Genomic DNA, 24808 nt, shown 5'->3' on the forward strand with positions numbered 1-24808 from the left:
GCTCAGCTCAGCGCAGCCCGATCAGGTCGACGACGAAGACGAGCGTCTCGTCCGGGCCGATCACGCCACCGGCGCCGCGCTTGCCGTAGCCGAGCATCGGCGGGATCGTGATCTTGCGGCGGCCGCCGACTCTCATGCCCGCGACGCCCTGGTCCCAGCCGGCGATGACCTGGCCCTTGCCGAGGCCGAACTTGAACGTGTCGCCGCGGTCCCAGGAAGCGTCGAACTGCTTGCCGTTGGACCACGAATGACCGACGTAGTGGACCTCGACGATGTGACCGGAGGCGGCCTCGTCGCCGTCGCCGACGACGATGTCGTCGATCTCCAGCTCGTACGACGGCGGCGTGTCGGCCGGAATCTCGACCGTGGGCTTCTCGTTCGTGCTCATGCCGGCCACGATAGCCATCCGCCGCGACTCGGCGCAGCGGCGCCCGCGGGCAGGCGCAGGGCGCGGACCGGCCCGCTCAGTGCGGGTCGTCGCTGCTGGACGCGGGCGGGCGCGACTCCTCCGCCAGCGAGGTGATCGCCAGCGCGCCGCGCGCGGCGGTCTCGAGCACCTCCGTCGCCTCCTCGCTCGAGCGGGCGTACAGCTCGACGAGCAGGTGCACGACGATCTGGTCGTCGTCGTGCTTGTGGAAGCGCACGTGGGTGAAGAACTCGCGCGTGCCGTGGTCGCCGAAGGCGGCGTAGGAGAGCGCGTCGCCGGCCTCTGGGCCGGAGCAGGTCTCGACGTCGTCGGCGTCGACCGTGACGGTGCACGAGGCGACCCACGGCGTGCCGGCGACCATCCGCTCCCAGCGGTCCTCGATCGGCTCCACGCGTCCGTTGTGGAAGCCGAGGTGCGGCTGGTCGTGCATGCAGTCGAGGCACTGCACGACGGCCTCCTGCATCTCGTCGACGACTTCCGCCCGCTCGCCCGTGCCGGGATCGATGCGGTGGATGCCCTCGTAGTGGACCTGGACCTCCAGGTTCTGCGACCAGCAGCGGTAGCAGCGGAGCCAGCTCCGGACAGTCTCCTGATCGGTGGAACCTTCCATCCCACTGATTCTATGCTGCCGGGTGCGGCGGGAGCACCCGCCCTGGACCAGGAGCACCGCAGTGGGTCATCAGAACGCACCGATCGGCGCCGTCCTCGCGGGCGGTCTGGGGCGCCGCCTCGGCGGTGGAAAGGCCGTCGTGGAGCTGCACGGACGCCCGCTCCTGAGCTATCCGGTCGGGGTGCTGCAGGCGACGCTCGGCGAGGTCGCTGTCGTCGCGAAGGAGGGGACGGAGCTGCCCGAGCTGCCCGGCGTCGAGGTCTGGACCGAGCCGCAGGAGCCGCAGCATCCGCTGACGGGGATCGTCCACGCGCTCGACAGCGCGGGCGACCGCGCCGTGCTGGTCGCGGCCGGCGACCTGCCGTTCCTGACGCAGGCGCTCGTCAGGTGCGTCGCGACGGCCGACGCGCACGGCCGCCCCGCGGTCGTCCCGCGCGCCGGTGGACAGCTGCAGCCGCTGCTGGCGCGCTACGAGCCGGCGGCGCGGGCGCCGCTGGCCCACCAGCTGGACGGCGTCTCGCGACCGTTGACGGAGCTGGTCGCGGCGCTGGAGCCGCACGTGCTGGAGCTCGACGACGAGGAGGCGTTCTTCAACGTCAACCTGCCGGAGGACCTGCTGACGGCGACGGCGATGATGGATCGGACCGATCCATCCGCGCGATGACGCGGCGGTGGCCGACGACGCCGACGAGCCCCAGCGGCAGCGGCAGCCAGTAGGAGAAGAGGCGGTAGGCGAACGTCGCCAGCACGGCGTTGCCGGCTGAGACGCCCGCGAGCGTCAGCATGCCCGTCAGGCCCGCCTCGACGAAGCCGAGCCCGCCCGGCGTCAGCGGGATCTGCGCGAGCACCTGCGCCGCGCAGAAGGCGAGCAGCACGAGCCCGGGACTGGGGGAGGCGTTGACGGCGGCGAGCGCCGCCAGCAGCGTCGCGAAGTCGAACGCCCAGCGGCCGATCGTCGCCGCCAGCGCGCGCTTCCAGCGCGGCCCGAACGTCGTGAGGATCCGGTCGCGCTCGCGCAGCAGTCGTCTCGGCAGCGTCGTCATCGGCGGCGCGTCGCGCCGCAGGCGGTTGCCGATCCGCTGCAGCGTGCGGCCGACCCACAGCAGCAGCCTGTCGCCCGCGAGCATCACGCTGCCGATCGCGGCCAGCACGGCGAAGACCGCGATCCCGATCGCCGCGACCTCGACGAGGTTCTCGTCGACCCCGCCGCGCAGCAGCGTCGGGATCGCCAGCACCGGCAGCGCCAGCACCATCGCGAACGTGAAGAGGTTGACGACGGCGATCCCGCCGACGGCCTTCTCTCTGCCGACGCCGGCCTGCACGAGCATTCTGTACTGCAGCGCCGCGCCGAGCGCCCCGCCGCCGGGCGCGATCTTCGCGAGCGCGTTGCCGGCCAGTTGCGAGGTCACGACCGGCGCCAGCGCGACCGGTCGCAGCGCCAGCTTCTGCAGGAACCAGAGGCAGACGTAGGAGGCGCCCTGCAGCACGAACATCACGAGCAGCCAGACCGGCTGGAAGCGGCGCACGTCTCTCCACGAGCCGAGCGTGTCGAGCAGGCTCGGCGCGACGAGGTAGAGCGAGATCCCGGTGACCGCCAGCCAGGCGCCGGTCTGCATCAGTCTGCGCCGGCGCGACGCCTCCTCTTCCGGCGTCGGCTCCGGCGCCGCTTCCAGCGGCGGCTCGACGTGGTCCTCGATCGCACGCTCGAGGCGCTCGCCGATGTGCGGATGGGGGCGCGGGGCGGGATTCACGTGCGCACAAGCATCACAGGCGCGACGGTCGTGCGGCGACCGCCGAGCCCGGCGCGCCCGTCGGCTAGCCTGCTTGGATGCGCGTCTCTCACTCGTCGTCGCTGGCGCTGCTGTGCGCCGGCGCGCTGCTTCTCGCCGGCTGCGGATCCAGTGACAAGGGCGGCGGGGGCGCGACCTCGCCGAACGCGACCGCGGCGCCGGCCTCCTCGCCGCAGTTGGAGACGGCGCGACATCCGGACGCGGCCGAGTTCCCGCAGGCGGACGGGAGAACGCTGACGCAACTCGCCGACACGCTCAGCCCGGGCCCGCAGCTCGGCCTCGCGACGTCGGTCTACGCGCCCGGCAGAAACCGGCTCGCGTTCGGGATGATCGACGGCGACAACAGATTCATCTACGGCAGAACGGCGCTCTACGTCGCGCGCAGACCGATGGGCAGAGCGAGCGGGCCGTTCCTCGCGCCGGCTGACTCGCTGGAGGTCCGCACCGCGTTCCGCAGCCAGACGAGCAACTCGACGCCCGGCGAGCTGAAGGCGATCTACCACGCTGACGTCGACCTGCCGAGAAGAGGCCAGTACTTCGTGCTCGCGGTCACGAGAGTCGGCGGCAGACTGTACGGCGGGACCGAGACCGTGAGAGTCGGCGAGCATCCGAGAATCCCGGCGGTCGGCGATCCGGCGCCGAGCGTCTCGACGCCGACGCTCGCGTCGGTCGGCAACGACGTCAGAAAGATCGACACGCGCACGCCGCCGAGCGACATGCACGACGTCGACCTGAAGGACGCGCTGGGCAGAAAGCCCGTCGCGCTGCTGTTCGCGACGCCCGCGCTGTGCCAGTCGCGCGTCTGCGGGCCGGTCGCGGACATCGGCGCGCAGCTGCAGGCCGCCTACGGCGACAAGGTCGACTTCATCCACAACGAGGTCTACGTCGACAACGACGTCAGCAAGGGCCTGCGCCCGCAGCTGACGGCGTTCGGCCTGACGACCGAGCCGTGGCTGTTCGCGATCGACAGAGACGGCAAGGTCGCGGCGCGCCTGGAGGGCGCGTTCGGGGTCGACGAGTACCGCGCGGCGGTCGAGGCGGCGCTGAGAGGCGCGCCGGCCGGCAGCGGCAGCTGAACCCGGCGCAGCGACGCGGTCGCGGCGCCCCGCCGGGGCGTCGCTCAGCCGCCGATCGCGGACATCGTCCGCGCCGGCTGCACGAAGCCGGGGTCGTTGACGCGGTGCTTGAGCTCCTTGCGCCAGACCGCGTCACGTATGACCTGCACCAGCTCGTCGTCGGTCGCGCCCGCACGGATCGGATCGCGCAGGCTCGTCTCGTTGTGCGAGAAGAGGCAGGTGCGGAGGTTGCCGTCGGCGGTCACGCGGATGCGGTTGCAGTCGCCGCAGAAGGGCTCGGAGACGGGGTTGATGAAGCCGATCCGGCCCTGGCCGTCGGCGAAGCGGTAGACGCGCGCGGTCGCCGACGGCTCGCGCGGCAGCGGCTCCAACGGGTGGACGGCGTGGATCGCGGCGCGGATCTCGTCACCGCTGAGGACCTGGTCGCGCGACCAGTTGTGATCGGCGTCGAGCGGCATGAACTCGATGAAGCGGATCTCGTACGGGTGCTGGCGCGCGAACTCGGCGAACGGGATCGCCTCCTGCTCGGTGAAGCCGCGCAGCGCGACCGCGTTGACCTTGATCGGGTGCGCCTCCGGGTGCTGCGCGAGCGCCTCCAGGCCGGCCAGCACCTGCGGCAGCGCGTCGCGTCGCGTCATCTCGAAGAAGCGGTCGCGCTGCAGCGAGTCGATCGAGACGTTGAAGCGGTTGACGCCCGCGGCGACCAGGGCGGCGGCGTCGCGCTCCAGCAGGTAGCCGTTCGTCGTCACCGACAGGTCCCGCACGCCGTCGATCCGCGCGAGCAGCTCGACGAGCTTCGGGAACTCGCGCCGCACGAGCGGCTCGCCGCCGGTCAGCCGCACGTCGTGGACGCCCAGCTCGGCCAGCACCCGCACGATCCGCGCGATCTCCTCGAAGCGCAGCACGTCCGCTCGTTCCAGCCACGGCAGCCCGTCGGCGGGCATGCAGTACTGGCAGCGGAAGTTGCAGCGATCGGTCACCGAGATGCGGACATCGCCGATCAGCCGGCCGTGTCCGTCGCTCAGGGGAGGGCACGTCATCCCCTGAGCGTATCCGGCCCGCTCAACTGGAGAACAGCTCGCGCGCCCGCTGGACGACCAACGCGGGCCGCTCCTCGGGCAGGAAGTGCCCGGTGTCGGGCACCCACTCGATCTCCATCTGCGGCGCGAAGGCGCGGTGCTCGTCGTCGCGCGCGCCCTGCAGGATCGGGTCGCGTCTGCCCCACAGCAGGCGCGTCGGCGTCTGCAGCGGGCGGCTGTGGAAGGCGCCGGCGACGAGCGGCTTCAGCTCGTGCAGCAGAAACGAGCGGTAGAACTGCGCGGTCGCCAGCGCGCGCTCCGGCTGCTTCAGCACGTCGGCGTACTGGGCCAGCTCGTAGTCGGTGAAGCGGCCGTTGACGCGGGCGCTCTGCAGCACCTTCTTCGTGAAGTCGCCCTGGCGCATCAGGCCCTGGCCGAGGCCGGGCGCGGCAAGCGCCGCCTGGTACCAGAGCGCCAGCAGCCGTCTGACGCTGGGACGCTCGCTCGGCGGCCACAGGTGGGGAACGGAGGCACCGAGGAAGTGGCCGATCCGCTCGGGCGCGGTCAGGCAGACGAGGAAGCCGACGATCGTGCCCCAGTCGTGCCCGATCAGGTCGACTCTGTCGAGTCCGAGCGCGTCGAGCAGCGCGATGTTGTCATCCGCCATCTCCTGCTTGACGTAGCCGCGCTTGGGCGCCTCGCTCCAGCCGAGCCCGCGCAGGTCGGGGGCGATCACGCGGTGGTCTCTGGCCAGCTCGACGAGTATCTCGCGCCACATCCACCAGTGCTGCGGCCAGCCGTGCAGCAACAGGATCGGCGGCGCGTCCTGCGGACCGCCCTCGGCGACGTGGAGGCGGATCCCGCGCACGGTGACGTCGCGGTGCTCGATCCCTTCGACCTGCGGCAGCGGGAGGGTCATGTGCGGCAGCCTAACTGGCTGCCTGGCCAGGATGCGCCGGATGGGTGGTCGCCGCCGCGACCGAAGGGGCGCGGAGCGATGCGCTCCGCCCCGCGAAGCGCGTCAGGCGTTGCGGTCTCTGTACAGCATGATCGCGACGAGCACGGCCGCGAACGCGAGCGTGCCGAACGTGAGCGCGGTGCCGAGGTTCGCGGCGCCGGCCAGTCCCGCGATCACGCTGGCGATCACGAACGCGGCGACGAGGACGGCGAGGTCGCGGAGCATCGTTGAAGTTTGACGATCGCCGCGGCGGGGTGCGCAGCGGCTGCGACGCGATGCGTTTCGGCGGTCGTGAGCAACTCCGACGCGCCCACTACGTTGGAGGTGTCGATCGTGTTCCGCGTCTCGCCGCAATCGCCCGACCAGGAGGGTTGGACAGTCATGCATCTCGTCAAGATCGCGCGCATCGTCACCGCAGCGCTGCTCGGCGCGGCTCTGCTCGGTGCGGCCGCGCTGCCCGCCGCGGCCGGCGCGGCGTCAGGCGGAAGACCGGCGCGCGCCAAGGGGCCCGGTGTCAGGTTGACGTGGCCGCTGAGAGGCTCGCGCGTGACGGTCCTCCCGGGCGCGGTCGTGACCGTCAGGGTGAGAGCCCGGTGGCGCGGCTCGGCGCGCGTGACGATCGCGCTGACGCGGGCGAGAGACAGGCGCGTGCTGAAGCGGCGCACACGGCGCGCGGGCCGCTTCAGCGCCAAGCTGCCGGCGGCGACCGGCGTCAGCTACGTGCTGAGCGCGCGAGCGGACAGACGGCTGCTGCGGCGCACGACGCTGGTCGTTCCCGCGCCGAGGAGAGCGCAGCCGTCGGACGAGCCGTCGGCGAAGCAGCCGCCGCCGGCGAGCCCACCGCTCGCGTGCAGTTGGTCCACGCCGTCGCAGGGGCCGTTCAGCGGCACCTTCACCGGCGACAAGACCGTGATCGACTATGGCGAGACGCTGACGGTCACGTTCACGAACACGAGCCCGCAGGCCTGTCTCACAGGCGGCGTCGGCTACCGCGTCGAGCGTCGCGGCGGTGACGGCACCTGGGTGCTCGCTCGCCTCAGCGTCCCCTTTCCAGCAATCCCAGCGCACCTCCCGCCGGGCAGCTCGGCCTCCGTCTCCTTCACCGCCGACGACCGCTGGTTGGAGACGCGCGACGGCTCCTTCCCGCTCCTCCCAGGGCGCTACCGGATCACGCAGCAGTGGTCGGGGCGCCAGGGCGAGGTCGTCGCGGGCACGTACGAGTTCGGGCTGCGGGCCAGAGCCGACAGCCGCTGCGGCCAGCCGTCGAGAGCGGCGGCGGCGAGACTGGCGGGCGGCACGAGCGTCATGGACCTGGTGCGGATCGCGAACGAGGGCGGCGTCTGTGTTCGCCCGCCAGGCGAGATCGAGATCGAGCGGGTGTTCGGCGACGGCAGCGCCGCGCCGGTGGCCACGGTACAGCCGTCCCCCTGCGCGAGCCCAATCGTGATGCCGGGGACCTCGCTCGGCTACGGCTTCCAGCACGGCTGGGCGCCGCTGCTTGAGGCGGGCAGATACCGCGCCGTCACGTCGGCCGACGCCGTCCCGCTCGGCGGCCCCGACCAGGCGCTGCCGTTGACCGTCGAGTTCGAGCTCGACGAGGCGATCGGCGGCGAGCCGCTGCCGATCGTCGACTGCGCGATGCCGGACTGGGAGGGCTGAGCGGCGAGCGGTTGCACCGCTCAGACGCCGCCCGCGCTCGCGTCGGCGCGCGCGGCCAGCGCGGCGACGAGCGCGGCCACGTCCAATGCCGGGTCCTGCGTCGCGAGCCACTTCTCGGCGGCGCGGCGGCCGCCGAGCGCGCGCAGGCCGCGCGCGCCGTGCTCCTCGACGTAGTCGGCGAGCGCGTGCAGGCGGCGCGCCGTGAGGCGGCGCGCGGGGACGTCGATCCGTGCGCGGTGGGCGTCGAGCGCGTCGAGCAGGTCGTCGATCCCCTGCGTCGGCGGCAGCGAGCTGACGGCCACGACGGCGGTGTCGCGTGCGCCGAGCGAGCGCAGCGCGGCGTGCAGGTCGCGGCGCGCGCGGATCGCGACCTGGCCGAGGTCGGCCTTCGTCACGACCAGCACGTCGGGGATCTCCATGATCCCGCTCTTGATGAACTGCAGCGCGTCGCCGGAGCCGGGCTGCACGATCACCGCGACCGTGTCGGCGAGCTCGGCGATCTCCGTCTCCGACTGGCCGACGCCGACCGTCTCGACCACGACGACGTCGAACGCCGCCGCGAGCGCGTGCGCGGCGGCACGCGTCGCAGGGGCGAGGCCGCCGAGCCGCTCGCCGGCCGCCATCGAGCGGATGAAGACGCCGCGGTCGGCCGGATCGAACTCGATCCGCGCGCGGTCGCCCAGCAGCGCGCCGCCGGAGCGCTTGGAGGAGGGGTCGACGGCCAGCACCGCGACCGACCGCCCGCGCTCCCGCCAACCGTGCAGCAGCGCGCTCAACAGCGTCGACTTGCCCGCGCCGGGCGGCCCGGTGACGCCGACGACGTGCGCGGGCGCCTCGCCGCCGAGCGCGGCGGGGGAGACCGCCGCCAGCAGCGACCCGATCGCCGCCTGATCCCTCGGCGCACGCGACTCGACGAGGTTCAGCACGGCGGGCGCGGCCGTCAGGTCGCCGGCGCGCAGCCGCGCGCCGAGGTCGTCAGCACTCACCTGGTGAAGGCTAAGCGGAGACGCTGACGTTGTTGCGCTCGGCCACCAGCGCCACGATGTCGCGCATGATGCGCGTGATGTCGAAGTCCTTCGGCGTGTAGACGGCGGCGACGCCGGCGGCGCGCAGCTCGCGCTCGTCCGCCACGGGGATGATGCCGCCGACGACGACCGGCACGTCGCCGATCCCCGCCTCCTGCAGCGCCTCCAGCACCGACGGGATCAGCTCCCGGTGCGAGCCCGACAGGATCGACAGGCCGACGACGTGGACACCCTCCTGCAGCGCGGACGCGGCGATCTGCGCCGGCGTCAGGCGGATCCCCTCGTAGACGACCTCCATGCCGGCGTCGCGCGCGGCGACGGCGATCTGCTCGGCGCCGTTGGAGTGGCCGTCGAGGCCGGGCTTGCCGACGAGGATCTTCAGCCGCCGGCCGAGGCCTTCGCTCACGCGCTCGACCTCGTCGCGGATCTGCTCCAGCGCTGCGTCGTCGCCGACGCCCGCGCCGGCCGCCTCGCCGACGCCGGTCGGCCCGCGGTACTGGCCGAAGGCGTCGCGCAGCGCCTGCGCCCACTCGCCCGTCGTCGCGCCCGCGCGGGCAGCGGCGAGCGTCGCCTCCATCACGTTCTCGTTCGGGTCGGCGGCGACGCGCGCGACCTCCGTCAGCGCGGCGTCGACCGCGGCCTGGTCGCGCGACGCGCGCCAGGCGGCGACGGCCTCGCGCTGGTGCTGCTCGGTGGCGGGGTCGACGGTCATGATCCCGCCGTCGTTGTCGGCCGTCAGCGGCGACGGCTCGGTCTCGGTGTAGACGTTCTGCCCGACGACCTTCATCTCGCCGGACTCGATCCGGCGGATCCGCTCGCGGTGCGACTCGACCAGCGCGGCCTTCATGTACGGGACCGCCTCGACCGCGCCGCCGTGCTCGGCCACGATCGCCATCTCGGCCTGCGCGCCCTCCAGCAGCTCCGCGACGAGCCCGTCCATCACGACTGAGCCCTCGAAGATGTCGGGGTACTCGAGCAGGTCGGTCTCGTACGCGAGCACCTGCTGCAGCCGCAGCGACCACTGCTGGTCCCACGGGCGCGGCAGCCCCAGCGCCTCGTTCCAGGCCGGCAGCTGCAGCGCGCGGGCGCGCGCGTCGCGCCCGAGCGTGACGGCGAGCGCCTCCAGCACGATCCGCTGCACGTTGTTCTCCGGCTGCGCCTCGGTCAGCCCGAGCGAGTTGACCTGGACGCCGTAGCGGAAGCGGCGCTGCTTGGGGTCTTCGACGCCGTAGCGTTCACGCCCGAGCTGATCCCACAGCTGCCCCATCGCGCGCAGCTTCGCGTGCTCCTCGATGAAGCGCACGCCGGCGTTGACGAAGAACGAGATGCGGCTGAAGACTCTGCCCATCAGCTCCTGCGGCACACGTGCTCTGACTTCGTCGAGGACGGCGATCGCGGTGCTCATCGCGTAGGCGATCTCCTGCACCGGCGTCGCGCCCGCCTCCTGCAGGTGGTAGGAGCAGATGTTGATCGGGTTCCACTTCGGAACCTCCTCGACGGTGTACGCGACCATGTCGGCGATCAGCCGCATCGACGGCGCCGGCGGGAACGCGTACGTGCCGCGCGACAGGTACTCCTTGATGATGTCGTTCTGCGTCGTGCCCTGCAGCTGCGCTTGGTCGACGCCCTGGTCCTCTGAACACACGATATAAAGCGCCAGCAGCCAGGCGGCGGTCGCGTTGATCGTCATCGACGTGTTCATCTTGTCGAGCGGGATGCCGTCGAGCAGCGCCTTCATGTCGCCCTTGTGCGCGACCGGCACGCCGACCTTGCCGACCTCGCCGCGCGCGAGCTCGTGGTCGGGGTCGTAGCCCGTCTGCGTGGGAAGGTCGAACGCGATCGAGAGGCCCGTCTGGCCCTTGGCGAGGTTGCCGCGGTACAGCGCGTTGGACTTCTCCGCCGTCGAGTGGCCGGCGTAGGTCCGCATCATCCACGGACGGTCGGGTTGCGCCAAACGATGGGGGGGTCTCGGCTCCACGTCGCTCATCCCCCCGAGTGTAGGGTTCGCCCCCTCCATCAGACCCCGATTCTCAGCGGCCCCGGGTAGGTCCTCTCCATGCGAGCCATCGACGTCCACCATCTTGGCATCGAACGTGTCATCTGCAGCTGGCAGGTCGGCGACGTGCTGGTCGATCCCGGGCCCGAGTCGGCCCTTCAGACGCTGCTCGCGGAGCTCGGCGACTGGCGCCCGCGCGCGCTGCTGCTGACGCACATACACCTCGACCACGCCGGTGCGACCGGCGCGCTCGTGCAGCGCTGGCCCGACCTCGAGGTCTACGTCCACGAGCGCGGCGCACCGCACGTGATCGACCCGTCGAAGCTGCTCAGCAGCGCCGGGCGGCTGTACGGCGAGGACAACATGAAGCGGCTGTGGGGCGACGTGCTGCCGGTCCCGCAGGAGCGCGTCCACGCGCTCGTCGGCGGCGAGCGGCTCGACGTCGCCGGCGGCGTGCGCGTCGCCTACACGCCCGGCCATGCCTCCCACCACGTCTCCTATCTGCAGGAGGAGAGCGGCGCCGCCTTCGTCGGCGACGTCGCCGGCGTGCGGATCGCGCCGTGCGACCTCGTGATCGCGCCGACGCCGCCGCCGGACATCGACGTCGAGGCGTGGGAGCGCTCGCTCGACCTGCTCGCCGAGTGGAGACCGACGCGGCTGGGGCTGACCCACTTCGGCCCGGTCGAGGACGCGCTCGCCCAGCTGGAGGCGACGCGGATGTCGCTGCGCGACCTCGCCGGGCTGGCGCGCCGCGGCGACGCCGACGCGATGGAGAACGCGATCCGCGGCGTGATCGAGCGCGAGGCGGACAGCGCGGCGACGATCCAGGCGTACGAGAACGCCGTCCCGCCGCCGCACCTCTACATGGGCCTGGAGCGCTACTGGCGCAAGCGCGCAGAGCGCGAGGCCCAGGCGGCCGGCGAGCCGCGCTAAGGTCGGAATCGATGGGTCAGACGATCGAAAAGCCGCGCGTGCAGGGGCCGGGCAGCGGGCTCGGCGGCGAATGGCGCGTGATCGTCAAGAACGACGATCACAACACGTTCGACCACGTCGCGATGACGCTCGCGCGCTACATCCCCGGGATCACGGTCCCGATCGGCTACGAGTACGCCGACCGCATCCACAACAGCGGCCAGGCGATCGTCTGGTCGGGTCAGAGAGAGGTCGCCGAGCTGTACTGGGAGCAGCTGCAGGGCGCGGGGCTCACGATGGCGCCATTGGAGCAAGGCTAGCCGCGGACGTTGAAGCGCATGTCCCGCCTCACGCCCTGACCGCGTGTCGGGATCGCGCTGACGGTCACGTCGAGGCCGCCGGCGCGGCGGGCGAGGCTGCGCGAGGCCGTCAGCGGCACGCGCCAGGTCAATTCACGGCCGCGCGACAGCTCGATCGTGCGCGTGCCCATCTCGGTCGCGCCGCGCTTCATCACCACGGTGCCTCTGCAGCCGGGGCCGTCGGCGGCGAGCAGGCCGATCGCGATCTGGCAGCGGACGCGCACGACGATCGCGTTGCCCTGCAGCGGCAGCTGCGGCTTCACGCGCACGACGCTGCGCGCCGTGTCCTCGCGGTTCGGGAAGGGGAAGATCAGCGTCGGGACCGTCATGCGACCGCCGGGCGCCGGGCCGACCTCGCTGTCCTCGCAGTCGATCGCCGCGTCGTCGAGCGGGTCGATCAGCGCGAGGTCGCGGCCGGGGTTGCACGCGACCGACTGCGCGCGCCCGTCGCGCAGTTCGAAGCGGTCGTTGCCGGCGCCGCCCTCGAACTGCTCGAAGTTGAGCAGCGTGTCGCGCTCACCGCGGCTGCCGCTGCCGCCTCTGACGCTCGGTCGCACCGTCACGGCGGTCGTGCGCGCCGTGGGCGTGCCGTCGCGGCCGATGCGATCGACGTAGGTCACCAGGTCGGCGTCGGCGCCGCCGTCGAGCACGTCGTCGCCGTCGCCGCCGCCGATCACGTCCTTGCCCTTGCCGCCGAAGATCCTGTCGTCGCCGGGGCCGCCGATCAGCAGGTCGTCGCCGTCGCCGCCGATGATCGTCGCGGGCAGCGCGGCCTTGATCCGCACGTCGCTGCCGGCGTCGCCGGTCGTCACGCGCAGCCGCTCGATCCCGTCGGCCGGGCAGATCGCGTGGTAGGCGTCTCTGCTCAGTCTGCAGGTCTCGGGCAGCGCGACGATCCGCGTGGCGGCCTCGTCGACGTGCAGTTCGCCGCTGACGATCGAGATCGTGACGTTGTTCGGCTCGGTGCCGTCGGAGCGGTAGACGAGCGTGTCCTCGTCGATCGACAGCAGGCCGCCGGCGGAGGCCGAGGCGGACGCGAGCAGGCCGGCGACGAGCGCGAGCAGCAGGATGGCGGGAAGGCGGTGAGGTCTCATGAGGGGGAGAAAGACGGCGTCGCGACCGGGGACCCGATCGCGACGAAGGCGACATCGTAGAGAAGGGAACCGACAGGACGCGCGAAGGTTGCGGCGCGTCCTCGGTTCGGATGCAGCGTGCGCCGCCCGAGGGGCGGCGCCGCGCGGGCGGTGCGGGGCGTCAGGCGACGCCCGTCAGCACCTTCTTCTCCTTCGCCGCCTGCTTCTCCTCGCTCACCGTTCTGACGTTCCAGACGATGTGCAGCTTCTCCATCCCGGAGATCACCAGCGCGGACGGGTCGGCCAGTCTCTCCCAGCGCTTGAGCCCGTGCGAGGCGGACGTCGGGAACGCGTGGTGGTTGTGGTGCCACGCCTCGCCGAGCGACGGGATCGCGAGCCAGATCACGTTCGTCGACTTGTCCTCGATGTCGAAGCGGCGCGTGCCGAAGTAGTGGCAGACGGAGTTGACCGACCAGGTGACGTGGTGGATCAGGAAGATCCGCACGAGGCCGCCCCAGATGAAGCCGGTCAGCGCGCCGATCGGGTCCAAGCCGCTCAGCACGAAGCCCGCGAGCGCCGGCAGCAGCAGCGACAGCAGCACCCAGACGGGGAACGTCTTGTTGACCCAGCGGATCGGCTTGTCTCTGATCAGGTCCGGCGCGTAGCGGTGCGCGGAGGCGCGGCCGTGGCTGTCGCCGTCGAGCAGCCAGCCGACCTGCGCATGCCAGAGGCCGTGGATCGCGCCCTTGAGGCCGCCGTCGTGGCCCAGGTGGGGGCTGTGCGGATCGCCGTCCTCGTCGGCGAAGACGTGGTGCTTGCGGTGGTCGGCGACCCACGTGATGACGCTGCCCTCGATCGCCATCGAGCCGGCGATCGCGAACAGCACGCGAACGGGGGTCGAGGTCTCGAAGGCGCGGTGGGTGAAGAGGCGGTGGTAGCCGATCGTCACGCCGAAGCCGGTGAAGAGGTAGAAGAACGCGAGGATTCCGAGGTCGGTCCAGCCGACGCCCCGGTCCCACAGCAGCACGATCGCCGCGAGGATCCCGACGACCGGGAGGAAGACCGCGAGGAGGTTGTAGATGCGAGCAGGGCGAGTCATGGCTTTGGACCCTATGACGAAAGCGGCCCGCTGTCCTCGTCTACCGGCAAAGTCCTGTGGCGGCATTTTTGTACGATCCTTACAAGATGGCCTCCTCGCCCCACCTGCGTCCCTGGCATCAGCTGCCGTCCGCGGTCGCCGAGGTGCTGCGGCCCGAGCTGCCCGGCGTCGCGCGCGAGATCATCGCCGCGGTGCGCGTCGAGGTGCCGCCGTACGCGCGCCGGCTCGACGGGCCGTTCGGGCGCGGCCTGGTCGCCGGCGTCGAGCAGGCGCTGCGCCAGTTCCTCGACGGGATCGAGGCCGGCGGGAGGATGCCGCGGGCGCGCGTCTACGTCGACCTCGGCCGCGGCGAGATGCGCGCCGGCCGTTCGCTCGACACGCTGCTGAGCGCCTACCGCGTCGGCGCGCGCGTCGCCTGGCGCCGCTTCGCGCTGCTGGGCGCCGACGCGGGGCTGGAGCCCGGCACGCTGTTTCAGCTGGCCGAATCGATCTTCGTCTACATCGACGAGCTGTCGGCGAAGTCGGCGGAGGGCTACGCGCTGGAGCAGTCGGCGGCCGCGGGCGAGCGCAGCGCGCGTCGCCAGCGGCTCGTGCGGTTGCTGGTGCGCCAGCCGCCGGCCGACCCGATCGACGTCGAGGAGATCGCGCGCGAGGCCGACTGGCGGCTGCCCGAGACGCTCGCGGTCCTGGCGCTGGGGGAGGAGGAGCGCGCGCGGATCGTGCCGCGCCTGCCGGCCGACACGATCGTCGAGACGCTCGGCGAGATCGTCGTCGCGATCGTCCCGGAGCCCGACCGCAGCGACCGCGGGCCGCAGCTGGAGCGCGCCGTCGGCGTGCGCCACCACGCCGCGCTCGGCCCGTCGGTCTCGTGGCGCGACGCGGCGCTCAGCCTCGCTCGCGCGCGGGCGGTGCTGGCGCTGGTCGCCGACGGCGCGATCGCCGGCAGAGGCGTAGTGCGCGCCGAGGACCACGCCGCCGCGCTGCTGCTGCGCAGCGACCGCCGCCTGACGCAGGAGCTGATCCGCACCCGCCTGGCGCCGCTCGACGCGCTGCCCGACAGCGCGCGCGAGCGGCTGACCGAGACGCTCGGCGCCTGGATCGCCGCCCAGGGCCGCCTCCAGGTCGTCGCCGAGCGCCTCCACGTCCACCCGCAGACGGCCCGTTACCGCCTCGGCCAGCTGAGAGAGCTGTTCGGGGAGGCGTTGGAGGATCCCGGCAGACGGTTCGAGTTGGAGCTGGCGCTGCGGGCCGACGGGCTGCTGTAAGGGAGGAACGGTCGTTTGCTGGTCCCACAGACCAGTGAACGACCGCTCCTCGAACGCGTGCCGGCGCGGAGGGCCGGCGGGCGCGCGAAGATGCGGCGCGATGGCGGCTCGTCTTCGCTCCCTCTGGGAACGGCTCGTCGCGCACCCGTGGCTCGTCGGGGATCCGGCGCTGCCGGGGCGCGTCGTGCGGCTGCGGGCGCGCTGGATGACGATCGGCGCGATCGTGCTCGCCAACGCCGTCGGGACGCTGATCGTCGTCGCGTTCGCCGTCCTGGCGCTGCCGAAGCCCGACGGCGCGCTCGACGGCAGCGGCGTGCTCGCGCTCAACCTCGGCCTCGCCGGGCTCTACGCGCTCGTCGCGCTGACCGGCGGCGTCGTCTGGGGTCGCCGGACGGTCGAGGCCGGGCCGGCGGGCACCGGCGCCTGGCTGGCCGCCGACCTGCGTCCTGACGCGCGCCAGCGCCGCCACGTCCTGCGCGCTCCGCTGCGCGTGATGCGCGTCGCGGCGACGCTGTGGCTCGGCGGCGCGGTCGCGTTCAGCGTGCTCGACGGGATCGTCGACCCGCTGCTGGGCCTCGGCGTCGGGCTGACGGTCGCGCTCGGCGGCCTGACGACGTCCGCGTTCGCCTACCTGCTCGCGGAGCTGGCGCTGCGGCCGGTCGTCGCCCGCGCGCTCGCCGACGACGCGCCCGACCGTCGCGGCGTGCCGGGCGTCGCGACGCGCTGGCTGCTGGCGTGGACGCTCGGGACCGCGGTCCCGGTCGTCGGGCTCGTGCTGATCGGGATCGTCGCCTTCACGAACGTCGACATCACCGTCACGACGTTGGCGATCGCGATCGTCGTGCTCGGCTCGATCGCGCTCGTCTTCGGCGCCTTCGTGTCGGTGCTGGCGGTCTACGCGACGGTCCACCCGATCGGCGCGATCCGCCGCGCCAGCAGGCGCGTCGAGCAGGGCGACTACGACGTCGAGCTGCGTGTCTGGGACGGCAGCGAGGTCGGCGAGCTGCAGGCCGGCTTCAACGCGATGGTCGTCGGCCTGCGCGAGCGCGAGCGGATGCGCGACCTGTTCGGCCGCCAGGTGGGGGAGGACGTCGCCAGGCAGGCGCTGGAGCGGGAGGTCGCGCTGGGCGGAGAGACGCGCGACGTCGCGGTCCTGTTCGTGGACCTCGTCGGCTCCACGGCGCTCGCGACGCGGCGCCCGCCGCAGGAGGTGGTCGCGCTGCTGAACGGCTTCTTCGCCGACGTCGTCGACGTGGTCGAGCGCAACGGCGGCTGGATCAACAAGTTCCAGGGCGACGCCGCGCTGGCGATCTTCGGCGCGCCGCTGCCGCTGGCGGACAAGGAGGCGCGCGCGCTGCGGGCCGGGCGCGAGCTGGGCGAGCGGCTGCGCGCGCACGACGAGCTGGACGCGGGCGTCGGCGTCGCGGCGGGTCCGGCCGTGGCGGGCCACGTCGGCGCCGAGCGGCGCTTCGAGTACACGGTGATCGGCGACGCCGTCAACGAGGCGGCGCGGCTGTCGGATCGGGCGAAGCGCGATCCGGGGCGGGTGCTGGCCTCCGGCGCGGCGCTCGCGCGGGCCGCGCGGGCGGAGGTGGCGCGAGGTGGCGAGCACGCGGCGGGTGACTCGCCGTACGGCGAAGCCGCCCACTGGCAGCTCGACGGCGAGGCAACGCTGCGCGGGCGCGATGCGCCCACGCAGCTCGCGACTCCTGTCCAGGGTTAAGCGGCGGCGGACTCGCCGTCGGCCGGGGTCTCGACGACCTCGACCACTTCGACGACCTCGACCACCGCGACGGCCTCGGGCTCCGGCTCGGCCTCGATCCGCGCGATCACGTCGTTCCAGACGTACAGCACCGGCACCTGGTAGTAGCCGGAGTATCTGGCGCGGAAGCGGATCAGCTCGTCGCTCTCCCAGAAACGCTCCCAGTCGGCTCTGGAGTCGAACCAGCACATGTGGTCGAACTTGTAGCGATCGTCACGCGACTGGTGGACCTGGACCTCTTTCGCGCCGTACTTGAACGCCAGCGGCGCGAGGTCCTGCAGGGCAGCGGCGAGTCTCTCGTGACGAGCGATCGTGGCGTACCAGGGGATGTGAACGACACCGGCCATTGTGGAACCTCCTGGCGGGCGCGCGGTTTACGCGCCCACCTCTGCTCGGATCGCACCCGGGCCGTCGGCTGTCTTGCCCTGTCCTTCGCCAGTGGCGCCGACGAGGATCGCGATCTTGCCGAGGTGCTTGTTGTCTCGAAGGAGCTGATGCGCTTCCGCGACGCTCTCGAAGCCCATCGTCTGCCACAGGACCGGCCGGACGAGCGACTGCTCGATCAGCTCATTGGCCTTCGTCGCCTCCCAGGCGTTCGCGAAGTGTGAGCCGATGATCTGCTTCTGCTTCATCCAGAGGTACCGAACGTCGAAGTCGAGCTGAAAGCCGGAGGTCGCGCCGCAGATGACGACCTTACCGAACGGCTTGACGGCGAGGACGGACGTCGGGAAGGTCGCTCTGCCGACGTGCTCGAAGACGATGTCCGGCGCGCCGCCGAGCTTCTCCTCCAGGTCCTTGCAGAAGCGCCGCGACTCCTTGAAGCGCGCCTTGTCCTCCTCCGGCGTCTCGCCGCCGCGGCGCATCATCCCCTTGTAGTCGTTGCGGTCGATGTAGTCGGCCGCGCCGAGCTGCTTCACCAGCTCGCCCTTGTCGGCCGAGGAGACGACGCCGACCGACTGCGCGCCGGCGATCTTGCACAGCTGCGTCGCGAACACGCCGAGGCCGCCGGCGGCGCCCCAGATCAGCACGCGGTGGCCGGGCTGCAGCTTCGCCTGGTCCATCAGCATCCGGTACGCGGTGAAGTAGGTGAGGCCGTAGGAGGCGGCCTCCTCCCACGACAGGTGCGCGGGCTTGGGCAGCAGCTGCTGCGCCTGCACCTTGCAGAACTGCGCGAACGAGCCCCACGTCGTCTCGTAGCCCCAGATCTGCTGCGACGGCGCCGCGAGCGGATCGAGGCCGTGCACCTCGGGATCCTCGTAGGAGGCCTGGTTGCAGTGGATCACGACCTCGTCGCCGGGCTTCCAGCGCGTCACGCCCTCGCCGACCTTCCAGACGATCCCGGAGGCGTCGGAGCCGCCGATGTGGTGACCGTACCGGGGGTGGTCGCCGTACTTCATGATCGAGACGGGCTCGCCGAGCGCGGCCCATACGTTGTTGAAGTTGACGCCCGCGGCCATCACGCGTACGACGACCTCGAAGGCGCCTGGGTGGGGCGTCTCGATCTGCTCGACCTGGAACGCGTCTACGGGCTCGCCGAAGCGCTCCTCGCGGATCACCCAGGCGGTCATCGTCTCCGGGAGCGTGCCCGGCTCGGTCTCGACAGTCGCGATCTGGCTCACGTCAACAGCCACAGGTCCTCTTCCCACTCGTGGACGGGCGGCCATGGTAGATCCGCGCGCCGCGCAAGCACGCCGGTTCACGGAGTGAAACGACGCGAGGCCGCGCGCACGCGCGCCAATGGCTAACCTCGGGTGCGGGATGGCGTCGGAGCAGGAGATCGTCAGGGTCGCGGGCCTGCGCAAGCGCTATCGAGCGGACGGACCCGACGCCGTCGCCGGGATCGACTTCAGCGTCCGCGAGGGCGAGATCTTCGGACTGCTCGGCCCCAACGGCGCCGGCAAGACGACGACGATCGGCGTGATCACCACGCGTGTGCGGCCGACCGCCGGCAGCGCGACGGTCGACGGCCACGACGTCGCCGGTGAGCCGGTCGCGGTGAAGCGGCTGATCGCGGTCGTGCCGCAGATGAGCAACCTCGACCGCAGCCTCACCGCGATCGAGAACCTGACCTTCCACGCCGCCTACTTCGGCGCCGGCCGCCGCGAGCGGCGCGAGCGCGCGATGGAGCTGCTGGAGCGCTTCGGCCTCGGCGAGCGCGCGAAGGAGAAGGTCGCCACCTACTCCGGCGGCATGGCGCAGCGGTTGATGATCGCCCGCGCGCTGATGCACCAGCCGCGCGTGCTGTTCCTCGACGAGCCGACGACGGGCCTCGATCCGCAGTCGCGCCACTTCCTCTGGGAGACGATGCTCGACCTGCGCACGCGCGGCACGACGCTCGTGCTGACGACCCACGACATGGCCGAGGCCGACCGCCTCTGCGACCGCATCGCGGTCGTCGACCACGGCAGGATCATCGCGCTCGACACGCCGCGCGGCCTGCGCGGGCTGCTGCCGGCCGAGGCCGGGATCGATCTGCTGCTGGAGGGGGCGCCGCCCGCCGCTGCGAGGTTCGAGGCGCTGTCCGGCGCCGAGAAGGTCGAGGTGTCCGAGGCGGGCGAGGGCCGTTGGCGCGTGCGCGTCTATGGCACCGGCGCCGGACTCGCCTCCGAAGCGCTCGCGACGACGAGCGCCGACGGCAACGGCCTGATCGAGCTGCGCCGCCTCGAGGGCAGCCTCGAGGACGTCTTCATGCACCTCACAGGTCGGGAGATGCGATGAAACTGCGGGCAAAGCCCTCGTTCCACTGGGAACGCTCGCCTGGCGGCTCGCCTTCCCACGCGCAGGACGCTCGATGACCGCCGCCTCCTCCCAGCTGCGCACGTTCCTCGCGCTCTGCTCGCGCGACCTGTGGGTGACGGTCCGGCGCGAGCCCGGCAGCTTCCTGATCCAGGCGCTGCTGCAGCCGATCTTCTTCCTCTTCGTCTTCGGCCGCGTGCTGCCGGACATCGGCGCCGCGCAGGGCGACTACGGCGCGCAGCTGCTGCCGGGCGTGATGGCGCTGACGCTGGTGCTGACCGCGCTGCAGAACACCGCGCTGCCGCTGGTGATCGAGTTCTCCTTCACGAAGGAGATCGAGGATCGCCTGCTGGCGCCGATCGGGGTCGAGTGGGTCGGGGCGCAGAAGATGCTGATCGCGGCGCTGCGGGCGATCGTCGCGGCGGCGCTGATCCTGCCGCTGGGCGCGCTGATCCTGCCGGGCGGGATCGACCTCGGCGCGATCTCGTGGGGCACGCTGCTGCTGGTCGCGATCCCCGGCGCGCTGACGGCCGCGGCGATGGGCCTGGTGCTCGGCACGGCGGTCCCGCCGCAGCGGATCTCGATCATGTTCGCGCTGATCCTGACGCCGCTGATCTTCACCGGCGCGACCTTCTACCCGTGGCAGTCGCTCGAGAACCTGCGCTGGTTCCAGGTCTTCACGCTGTTCAACCCGATGACGTACGTGAGCGAGGGGATGCGCGCGGCGACGACCGCCGGGCCGCACCTCGGCAGCGAGTGGATCGCGCTCGGCCTCGTCGTCACGCTCGTGCTGTTCTGGGCCGTCGGCCTGCGCGGCTTCCGCCGCCGCGCGGTCGCGTAGACGCCGCCTCACAGGAATTTCACGGCCGCCGGGAAGGATTGCGCGGCCGCGGAGTCTCGACGGGCATGCGCACACGACTGATCCCGCTCGCGGTCCTCGCCGGCGTCGCCGGCATCGCGACCGCCGTCCTGCCGAGCCTGGCGACTGGCGACACGCCGCCGTCGACCGGCAGCTTCGTCGCCTCCGACTTCGCGTGGAGCGCCGTCGGCGGCGGTCCGACCGTGACGATCGTCCCCGGCGGGACCGTCAGATTCTCGTATCCGTCTGGCGGCAGCGCGCACAACGCCGACTTCGGCTCCGACGGTCCGTCGTCGTGCTCGCCGTCGCTGCCGGGCGCGCCCGAGGAGTCGGGCTGGAGCAGCGACTGCAGATTCGACACGGCCGGGACGTACAGATTCTTCTGCGACCTGCATCCGAACATGGCCGGCACCGTCGTCGTGACGAGCGAGACGAGAACGACACCGACCGAGCCGACGACCGACAGAACGACCACGACGCCGACGACGCCCGGCAGAACGACCACGACGCCGACGAGAACCACCACGACACCGACGACCACGACCGGCAGAACGACGCCGGACACGGGGACGCCCGGCGGCGACGGCGGCAGGGGCGGCGACGGCGGCGGCAGGGGCGCAGGCGGCGGGGACGCCGGCGGCGGTGGGGGCGGCACGGGCGGCGGCGGTGGCTCCGCGCCGACCCGCTCCAACGCGCCCGGTGGCGCAGGCGGCGCGCGCCCCACCGCCGGAGGCACGCTGGCCCTGCGCGTCGCGCGCGCCCAGCGCGGCACGCACGTGAGCGGTTCGCTGGCGCTCGGCAGAGCGAGAGCGCGCGTCCGCGTCGAGCTGCTCGCGAGCCCCAGAGCGCTCGGCAGAAGAGGCCGCACGCCGCTGGTCGCCGGCAGCCTCTCCAAGCGCAGCGCAGGCCCCGGCACGGTCAGATTCACGGTCGCGCTGTCACCGGCCGCCACGCGAGCCCTCCAGCGCCGCGGAGCCCTCGCCCTGACGGTCCGCGCCACCGCCACGCCGCTCTCCGGCGGCAAGCCGAGAACGGCCCGCGCCACGGTCACGCTCAGTCGAAGAAGTGCGCGCGCTTGAACCAGCCGAACAGGCCGAGCGCGGCCAGCAGCGCGCCGCCGACGCCGAAGATCAGGAACGAGTGCAGCGAGTTGATGTGGCCCGTCAGCCAGCCGAAGTTCATCCCGAAGAAGCCGGTCAGCGCGGTCACCGGCAGGAACACGGTCGACACGAGCGTCAGCTGCTTCATGACCGCGTTCATGCGGTTGGAGGTCGTCGACAGGTAGACGTCCATCAGCCCGGTCAGCAGGTCGCGGTAGGCGTCGACCGTGTCCGACAGGCGGATCAGGTGGTCGTAGACGTCGCGGAAGTAGTCGCGCGTGCCGACGCTGAGGCCGGGCAGGTCGTTGATGTCGTCGATCGCCCGCTGCGCGAGGTCGCGCTGCGGCGTGATCACGCGGCGCAGCGCGCCCAGCACTCGCTTGAGGTGGAACACTCTCTGCAGCTGCTCGGTGTTGGCTGAGAGGATGATCGCGTCTTCGAGCGCGTCTATCGTCTCGTCGATCTCGTCCAGCACCGGGAAGAACGTGTCGGTCAGCACGTCGAGGATCCGGTAGACGACGAACTGCTCGTTCTCCGGCGAGTGCCCCTCCTGCTCGAGGTTGCGGCGCAGGTCCTCCAGCGCCTCGCATTGGTGGCGGCGGACGGTCACGATCCAGCTGCCGCTCACCAGCAGGTGGACCTCCACGAGCGCCGGGCGGTCATCGCCCTCCTCCGCGTCGTGATGCGGCTGCAGCCCGTGCGCGCCGTAGAAGACGAGCAGCATGTGGTCGCCGTATCTGTCGAGCTTCGGCCGCTGCTCGAACTCCTTCGTGTCCTCCAGCGCGAGCGGGTGCCAGCCGAACTTTCTCGCGAGCCCGTCGAGCTGCTCGTCGGTCGGCGAGTGCACGTCGAGCCAGAAGAACTCTCTGCGCTCGAGCAGCTCGTCCAGGTGTCTGTCGTCAACGCTGTCGAAGAGCATCGTCACCCGCACGCTACCGCGGGCGGGCGACGACGTGAGGACTCAGGCGGTCAGGCGGTGATCGGCTCGGGCTCCGGCGCCAGCTCGGGCGCGGGGACCGGTACCTGCTCGCGCGCCGGCGGGCGTCTGCCGGAGATCAGCGCGGCCGCGACGAACGCGCCGAGGATCGCGACGATGCCGCTGATCTTCATGCCCGTGCCGAAGGCGGCGATGAAGGCGTCGTGGGTCGCGTCGACGACGCGCGCCGGAGCGGCGCCGTCGCTGACCCCGCCGCCGCCGAGCGACTCGGCGAGGCGGTCGCGCGCACCCTGGCCGACGCCCGGCAGCGACTCGTCGAGCTTCGACTTGCCGACGCCCGCGACGATCGCACCGAAGACGGCGACGCCGAAGGTCGAGCCGACCATCCGGCCCATCGACAGCACGCCGGAGGCGACGCCGACCTTCGTGCGGTCGACCGCGTTCATCGCGGCGGTCGTCATCGGCGACATCACGAGGCCGATCCCGACGCCGAGCAGGATGAACGACGGCAGCAGGAAGCCGTAGCCGGTGTCCGAGGTCAGGAACGACTGCCAGATCTGCGATGCGCCGACGATCAGCATGCCGGTGACGAGCAGCGGCTTGGGTCCGATCCTGTCGGTCAGGCGGCCGGCGAGCGGCCCCATCACGATCAGCACGAGCGTCATCGGCAGGAAGCGCACGCCGGTCTGCAGCGCCGAGTAGCCGAGGATGTTCTGCATGTAGAGGGCGGTGAAGAAGAAGACGGCCATCATCCCGAAGGAGACGATGAAGCCGACGCTGCTGGCGCCGAGGAACTGGCGCGACTTGAAGAACGAGAAGTCGACCATCGGCGTGTCGACGCGCAGTTCGATCGTCACGAACGCGGCCAGCGAGACGATCGCGAGCGCGATCAGGCCGATGATCCTGGCCGAGCCCCAGCCCCAGCTGTTGCCCTCGATCAGCGTCAGCACGAGGCTCGTGAGGCCGACCGTCAGCGTCGCGATGCCGGCGTAGTCGATCTTTCTGCCGACCGTCTCGTCGCGCGACTCCCTGACGGCGAACAGCGTCATCGCGATCGCCGCGGCGGCGACCGGCAGGTTGAGGAAGAAGATCGCGCGCCACGAGACCTGCTCGGTCAGGAAGCCGCCGACGACCGGGCCGATCGCGAGCGCCAGCGCGGAGACGCCGGCCCACGTGCCGAGCGCCTTGCCGCGCTCCTCGGGCGGGAACGCGTTGGTCACGATCGACAGCGTCGCGGGCATCATCATCGCCGCGCCGACGCCCTGTATCGCGCGGCCGATCACGAGCAGCGTGTCGTTGGGCGCGAGGCCGATCGCAGCGCTGGAGAGCGCGAACAGCGAGACGCCGCCGAGGAAGATCTTGCGGCGTCCGAAGATGTCGCCGAGGCGACCACCGACGACGAGCAGCACCGCGAGCGAGAGCGTGTACGCGTTGATCGTCCATTCGAGGCCGGCGAGACTGGCGCCGAGGTCGTTCTGGATCGAGGGCAGCGCGACGTTCACGACGGTGTTGTCGAGCATCAGCATGAAGAGCGCGAAGCACATCGCCGCGAGCGTCCACCAGCGGCGGTTCTCCTCGGTCAGCGAGAGGGCGCGTATGCGATCGGTCATCTGGAGGGGCCTTCCTTCGACGGTGTGACGTCGAGCAGTTGCAGCAGCGGGGCGATCGCGTCGGCGAGCGCGCGGCGCTGGGACTCGGAGAGGGTCGCCGTGAAGCCGGCGAGGTTCGCGACGTTGGTCGCGTGCAGCTCGCGGATCGCGCCGCGGCCGGCGGGCGTCAGGTGGACGCGCTTGATGCGGCGGTCGGTCTCGCATTCGACGCGGTCGACGTAGCCGCGCTGGTGGAGGCCGTCGATCGCGCGGCTGGCGGCGGCGAGCGAGAGGCTGAACTGCTCGCCCAGCGCCTTCACGCTCAGCTCCTGCTGCTCGCCCTCGCGTGCAAGCAGGTGCAGCATCTTGAACTGCGTGATCGACAGCCCCATGTCGGCGAGCATCTGGAAGAGGTCGCGCGAGACACGCTGGTTGAGCGTGAAGAACATCGCGTACAGATCGCGCGCGACGTCGGTGGGAGTGGAGGAGTTGGAGGTGGGAGCAGTTGCTTGCACGTATGCAAGTGTTGCACGCGCGCAGTTGATTGCGCGGACGCA

The 24808-nt window shown here is 71.9% G+C and carries 25 protein-coding genes; 10 read left to right on the forward strand and 15 right to left on the reverse strand.

The window, feature by feature from the left end; genetic code table 11:
- Window positions 1–7: 7 nt before the first annotated feature.
- Window positions 8–388 carry an FKBP-type peptidyl-prolyl cis-trans isomerase gene (locus tag Q7L65_RS22640; RefSeq protein ID WP_304724782.1) on the reverse strand — a complete coding sequence of 127 codons (381 nt, stop codon included), beginning with the start codon at window positions 386–388 and terminating at the stop codon, window positions 8–10.
- A 76-nt stretch (window positions 389–464) separates the two neighbouring features.
- Window positions 465–1037, reverse strand: coding sequence for a hypothetical protein (locus Q7L65_RS22645; RefSeq protein WP_304724783.1), 573 nt, complete (start codon window positions 1035–1037; stop codon window positions 465–467).
- 61 nt (window positions 1038–1098) lie between these two features.
- On the opposite strand from Q7L65_RS22645, the gene Q7L65_RS22650 reads away from it, so the two are divergent.
- Window positions 1099–1701, forward strand: a complete 603-nt coding sequence (locus Q7L65_RS22650; protein ID WP_304724785.1) for a molybdenum cofactor guanylyltransferase — start codon at window positions 1099–1101, stop codon at window positions 1699–1701.
- Here Q7L65_RS22650 and Q7L65_RS22655 read toward each other — a convergent pair.
- Entirely contained in the window at window positions 1634–2788 is a 1155-nt protein-coding gene (locus tag Q7L65_RS22655; protein WP_304724786.1) for a lysylphosphatidylglycerol synthase transmembrane domain-containing protein, read from the reverse strand. The two genes, Q7L65_RS22650 and Q7L65_RS22655, sit on opposite strands and share 68 nt — an antisense overlap.
- A 77-nt stretch (window positions 2789–2865) precedes the next feature.
- Between Q7L65_RS22655 and Q7L65_RS22660 the strand changes: the two genes are divergently transcribed.
- A complete protein-coding gene (locus Q7L65_RS22660; protein ID WP_304724788.1) occupies window positions 2866–3903 on the forward strand; it encodes a hypothetical protein in 1038 nt (345 codons plus the stop codon).
- Window positions 3904–3947: 44 nt separating this feature from the next.
- Here Q7L65_RS22660 and moaA read toward each other — a convergent pair whose 3' ends face one another.
- The 3 genes from moaA to Q7L65_RS22675 all read right to left on the reverse strand — a co-directional run bounded on the left by moaA (window position 3948) and on the right by Q7L65_RS22675 (window position 6105).
- On the reverse strand, window positions 3948–4943 hold the full coding sequence (moaA, locus tag Q7L65_RS22665) for a GTP 3',8-cyclase MoaA (RefSeq protein ID WP_304724790.1): 996 nt from the start codon (window positions 4941–4943) through the stop codon (window positions 3948–3950).
- 22 nt (window positions 4944–4965) lie between these two features.
- On the reverse strand, window positions 4966–5841 hold the full coding sequence (locus Q7L65_RS22670) for an alpha/beta fold hydrolase (protein ID WP_304724792.1): 876 nt from the start codon (window positions 5839–5841) through the stop codon (window positions 4966–4968).
- Window positions 5842–5943: 102 nt separating this feature from the next.
- Window positions 5944–6105, reverse strand: coding sequence for a hypothetical protein (locus Q7L65_RS22675; RefSeq protein WP_304724794.1), 162 nt, complete (start codon window positions 6103–6105; stop codon window positions 5944–5946).
- A 156-nt stretch (window positions 6106–6261) separates the two neighbouring features.
- Here Q7L65_RS22675 and Q7L65_RS22680 point away from each other — a divergent pair, with 156 nt between their 5' ends.
- Complete coding sequence (locus Q7L65_RS22680) at window positions 6262–7539, forward strand: immunoglobulin-like domain-containing protein (protein ID WP_304724795.1); 1278 nt, start codon at window positions 6262–6264, stop codon at window positions 7537–7539.
- Window positions 7540–7559: 20 nt separating this feature from the next.
- Here the strand turns inward: Q7L65_RS22680 and Q7L65_RS22685 are convergent, their stop codons facing one another.
- Window positions 7560–8525, reverse strand: a complete 966-nt coding sequence (locus Q7L65_RS22685) for a GTP-binding protein (RefSeq protein WP_304724797.1) — start codon at window positions 8523–8525, stop codon at window positions 7560–7562.
- A 10-nt stretch (window positions 8526–8535) separates the two neighbouring features.
- Window positions 8536–10551, reverse strand: coding sequence for a protein meaA (locus tag Q7L65_RS22690; protein ID WP_304724799.1), 2016 nt, complete (start codon window positions 10549–10551; stop codon window positions 8536–8538).
- Window positions 10552–10620: 69 nt separating this feature from the next.
- On the opposite strand from Q7L65_RS22690, the gene Q7L65_RS22695 reads away from it, so the two are divergent.
- Both Q7L65_RS22695 and Q7L65_RS22700 read left to right on the forward strand, forming a co-directional pair.
- Window positions 10621–11493, forward strand: a complete 873-nt coding sequence (locus tag Q7L65_RS22695) for an MBL fold metallo-hydrolase (RefSeq protein WP_304724801.1) — start codon at window positions 10621–10623, stop codon at window positions 11491–11493.
- Window positions 11494–11504: 11 nt separating this feature from the next.
- Complete coding sequence (locus Q7L65_RS22700; RefSeq protein WP_304724802.1) at window positions 11505–11792, forward strand: ATP-dependent Clp protease adaptor ClpS; 288 nt, start codon at window positions 11505–11507, stop codon at window positions 11790–11792.
- On the opposite strand, the gene Q7L65_RS22705 is transcribed toward Q7L65_RS22700, so the two are convergent.
- Complete coding sequence (locus Q7L65_RS22705) at window positions 11789–12925, reverse strand: hypothetical protein (protein WP_304724804.1); 1137 nt, start codon at window positions 12923–12925, stop codon at window positions 11789–11791. The genes Q7L65_RS22700 and Q7L65_RS22705 overlap by 4 nt on opposite strands.
- Window positions 12926–13085: 160 nt before the next feature.
- Window positions 13086–14003: an acyl-CoA desaturase gene (locus Q7L65_RS22710; protein ID WP_304724806.1), complete on the reverse strand. Its 918-nt coding sequence runs from the start codon at window positions 14001–14003 to the stop codon at window positions 13086–13088.
- An 86-nt stretch (window positions 14004–14089) separates the two neighbouring features.
- Here Q7L65_RS22710 and Q7L65_RS22715 point away from each other — a divergent pair, with 86 nt between their 5' ends.
- Window positions 14090–15268, forward strand: a complete 1179-nt coding sequence (locus Q7L65_RS22715; RefSeq protein WP_304724808.1) for a CdaR family transcriptional regulator — start codon at window positions 14090–14092, stop codon at window positions 15266–15268.
- A gap of 100 nt (window positions 15269–15368) precedes the next feature.
- Window positions 15369–16991, forward strand: coding sequence for an adenylate/guanylate cyclase domain-containing protein (locus tag Q7L65_RS22720; protein ID WP_304724809.1), 1623 nt, complete (start codon window positions 15369–15371; stop codon window positions 16989–16991).
- On the opposite strand, the gene Q7L65_RS22725 is transcribed toward Q7L65_RS22720, so the two are convergent.
- Together Q7L65_RS22725 and ccrA are read right to left on the reverse strand one after the other, a co-directional pair.
- Entirely contained in the window at window positions 16988–17377 is a 390-nt protein-coding gene (locus tag Q7L65_RS22725) for a hypothetical protein (RefSeq protein ID WP_304724811.1), read from the reverse strand. The genes Q7L65_RS22720 and Q7L65_RS22725 overlap by 4 nt on opposite strands.
- 27 nt (window positions 17378–17404) lie before the next feature.
- Window positions 17405–18661, reverse strand: a complete 1257-nt coding sequence (gene ccrA / locus Q7L65_RS22730) for a crotonyl-CoA carboxylase/reductase (RefSeq protein ID WP_304724814.1) — start codon at window positions 18659–18661, stop codon at window positions 17405–17407.
- 127 nt (window positions 18662–18788) lie between these two features.
- Between ccrA and Q7L65_RS22735 the strand changes: the two genes are divergently transcribed.
- The 3 genes from Q7L65_RS22735 (at window position 18789) to Q7L65_RS22745 (ending at window position 21704) form a co-directional block, all read left to right on the forward strand.
- The gene (locus Q7L65_RS22735) at window positions 18789–19748 is read left to right on the forward strand and encodes an ABC transporter ATP-binding protein (RefSeq protein WP_304724816.1); all 960 of its coding nucleotides are present in this window, start codon (window positions 18789–18791) and stop codon (window positions 19746–19748) included.
- Between the two features lie 73 nt (window positions 19749–19821).
- A complete protein-coding gene (locus Q7L65_RS22740) occupies window positions 19822–20607 on the forward strand; it encodes an ABC transporter permease (protein WP_304724818.1) in 786 nt (261 codons plus the stop codon).
- A gap of 65 nt (window positions 20608–20672) precedes the next feature.
- Window positions 20673–21704 carry a hypothetical protein gene (locus tag Q7L65_RS22745; protein ID WP_304724820.1) on the forward strand — a complete coding sequence of 344 codons (1032 nt, stop codon included), beginning with the start codon at window positions 20673–20675 and terminating at the stop codon, window positions 21702–21704.
- Here Q7L65_RS22745 and Q7L65_RS22750 read toward each other — a convergent pair.
- The 3 genes from Q7L65_RS22750 to Q7L65_RS22760 are packed head-to-tail and all read right to left on the reverse strand — an operon-like array spanning window position 21679 to window position 24766.
- Complete coding sequence (locus tag Q7L65_RS22750) at window positions 21679–22644, reverse strand: magnesium transporter CorA family protein (RefSeq protein WP_304724821.1); 966 nt, start codon at window positions 22642–22644, stop codon at window positions 21679–21681. The genes Q7L65_RS22745 and Q7L65_RS22750 overlap by 26 nt on opposite strands.
- 50 nt (window positions 22645–22694) lie before the next feature.
- Window positions 22695–24272, reverse strand: coding sequence for an MFS transporter (locus tag Q7L65_RS22755; protein WP_304724822.1), 1578 nt, complete (start codon window positions 24270–24272; stop codon window positions 22695–22697).
- Window positions 24269–24766 carry a MarR family winged helix-turn-helix transcriptional regulator gene (locus Q7L65_RS22760; RefSeq protein WP_304724824.1) on the reverse strand — a complete coding sequence of 166 codons (498 nt, stop codon included), beginning with the start codon at window positions 24764–24766 and terminating at the stop codon, window positions 24269–24271. The genes Q7L65_RS22755 and Q7L65_RS22760 overlap by 4 nt, the downstream gene beginning before the upstream one ends.
- Between the last annotated feature and the right edge of the window lie 42 nt (window positions 24767–24808).

This window comes from Conexibacter sp. CPCC 206217 (genome assembly GCF_030646165.1).
In the GTDB taxonomy this organism is placed as follows: Bacteria; Actinomycetota; Thermoleophilia; order Solirubrobacterales; family Solirubrobacteraceae; genus Conexibacter.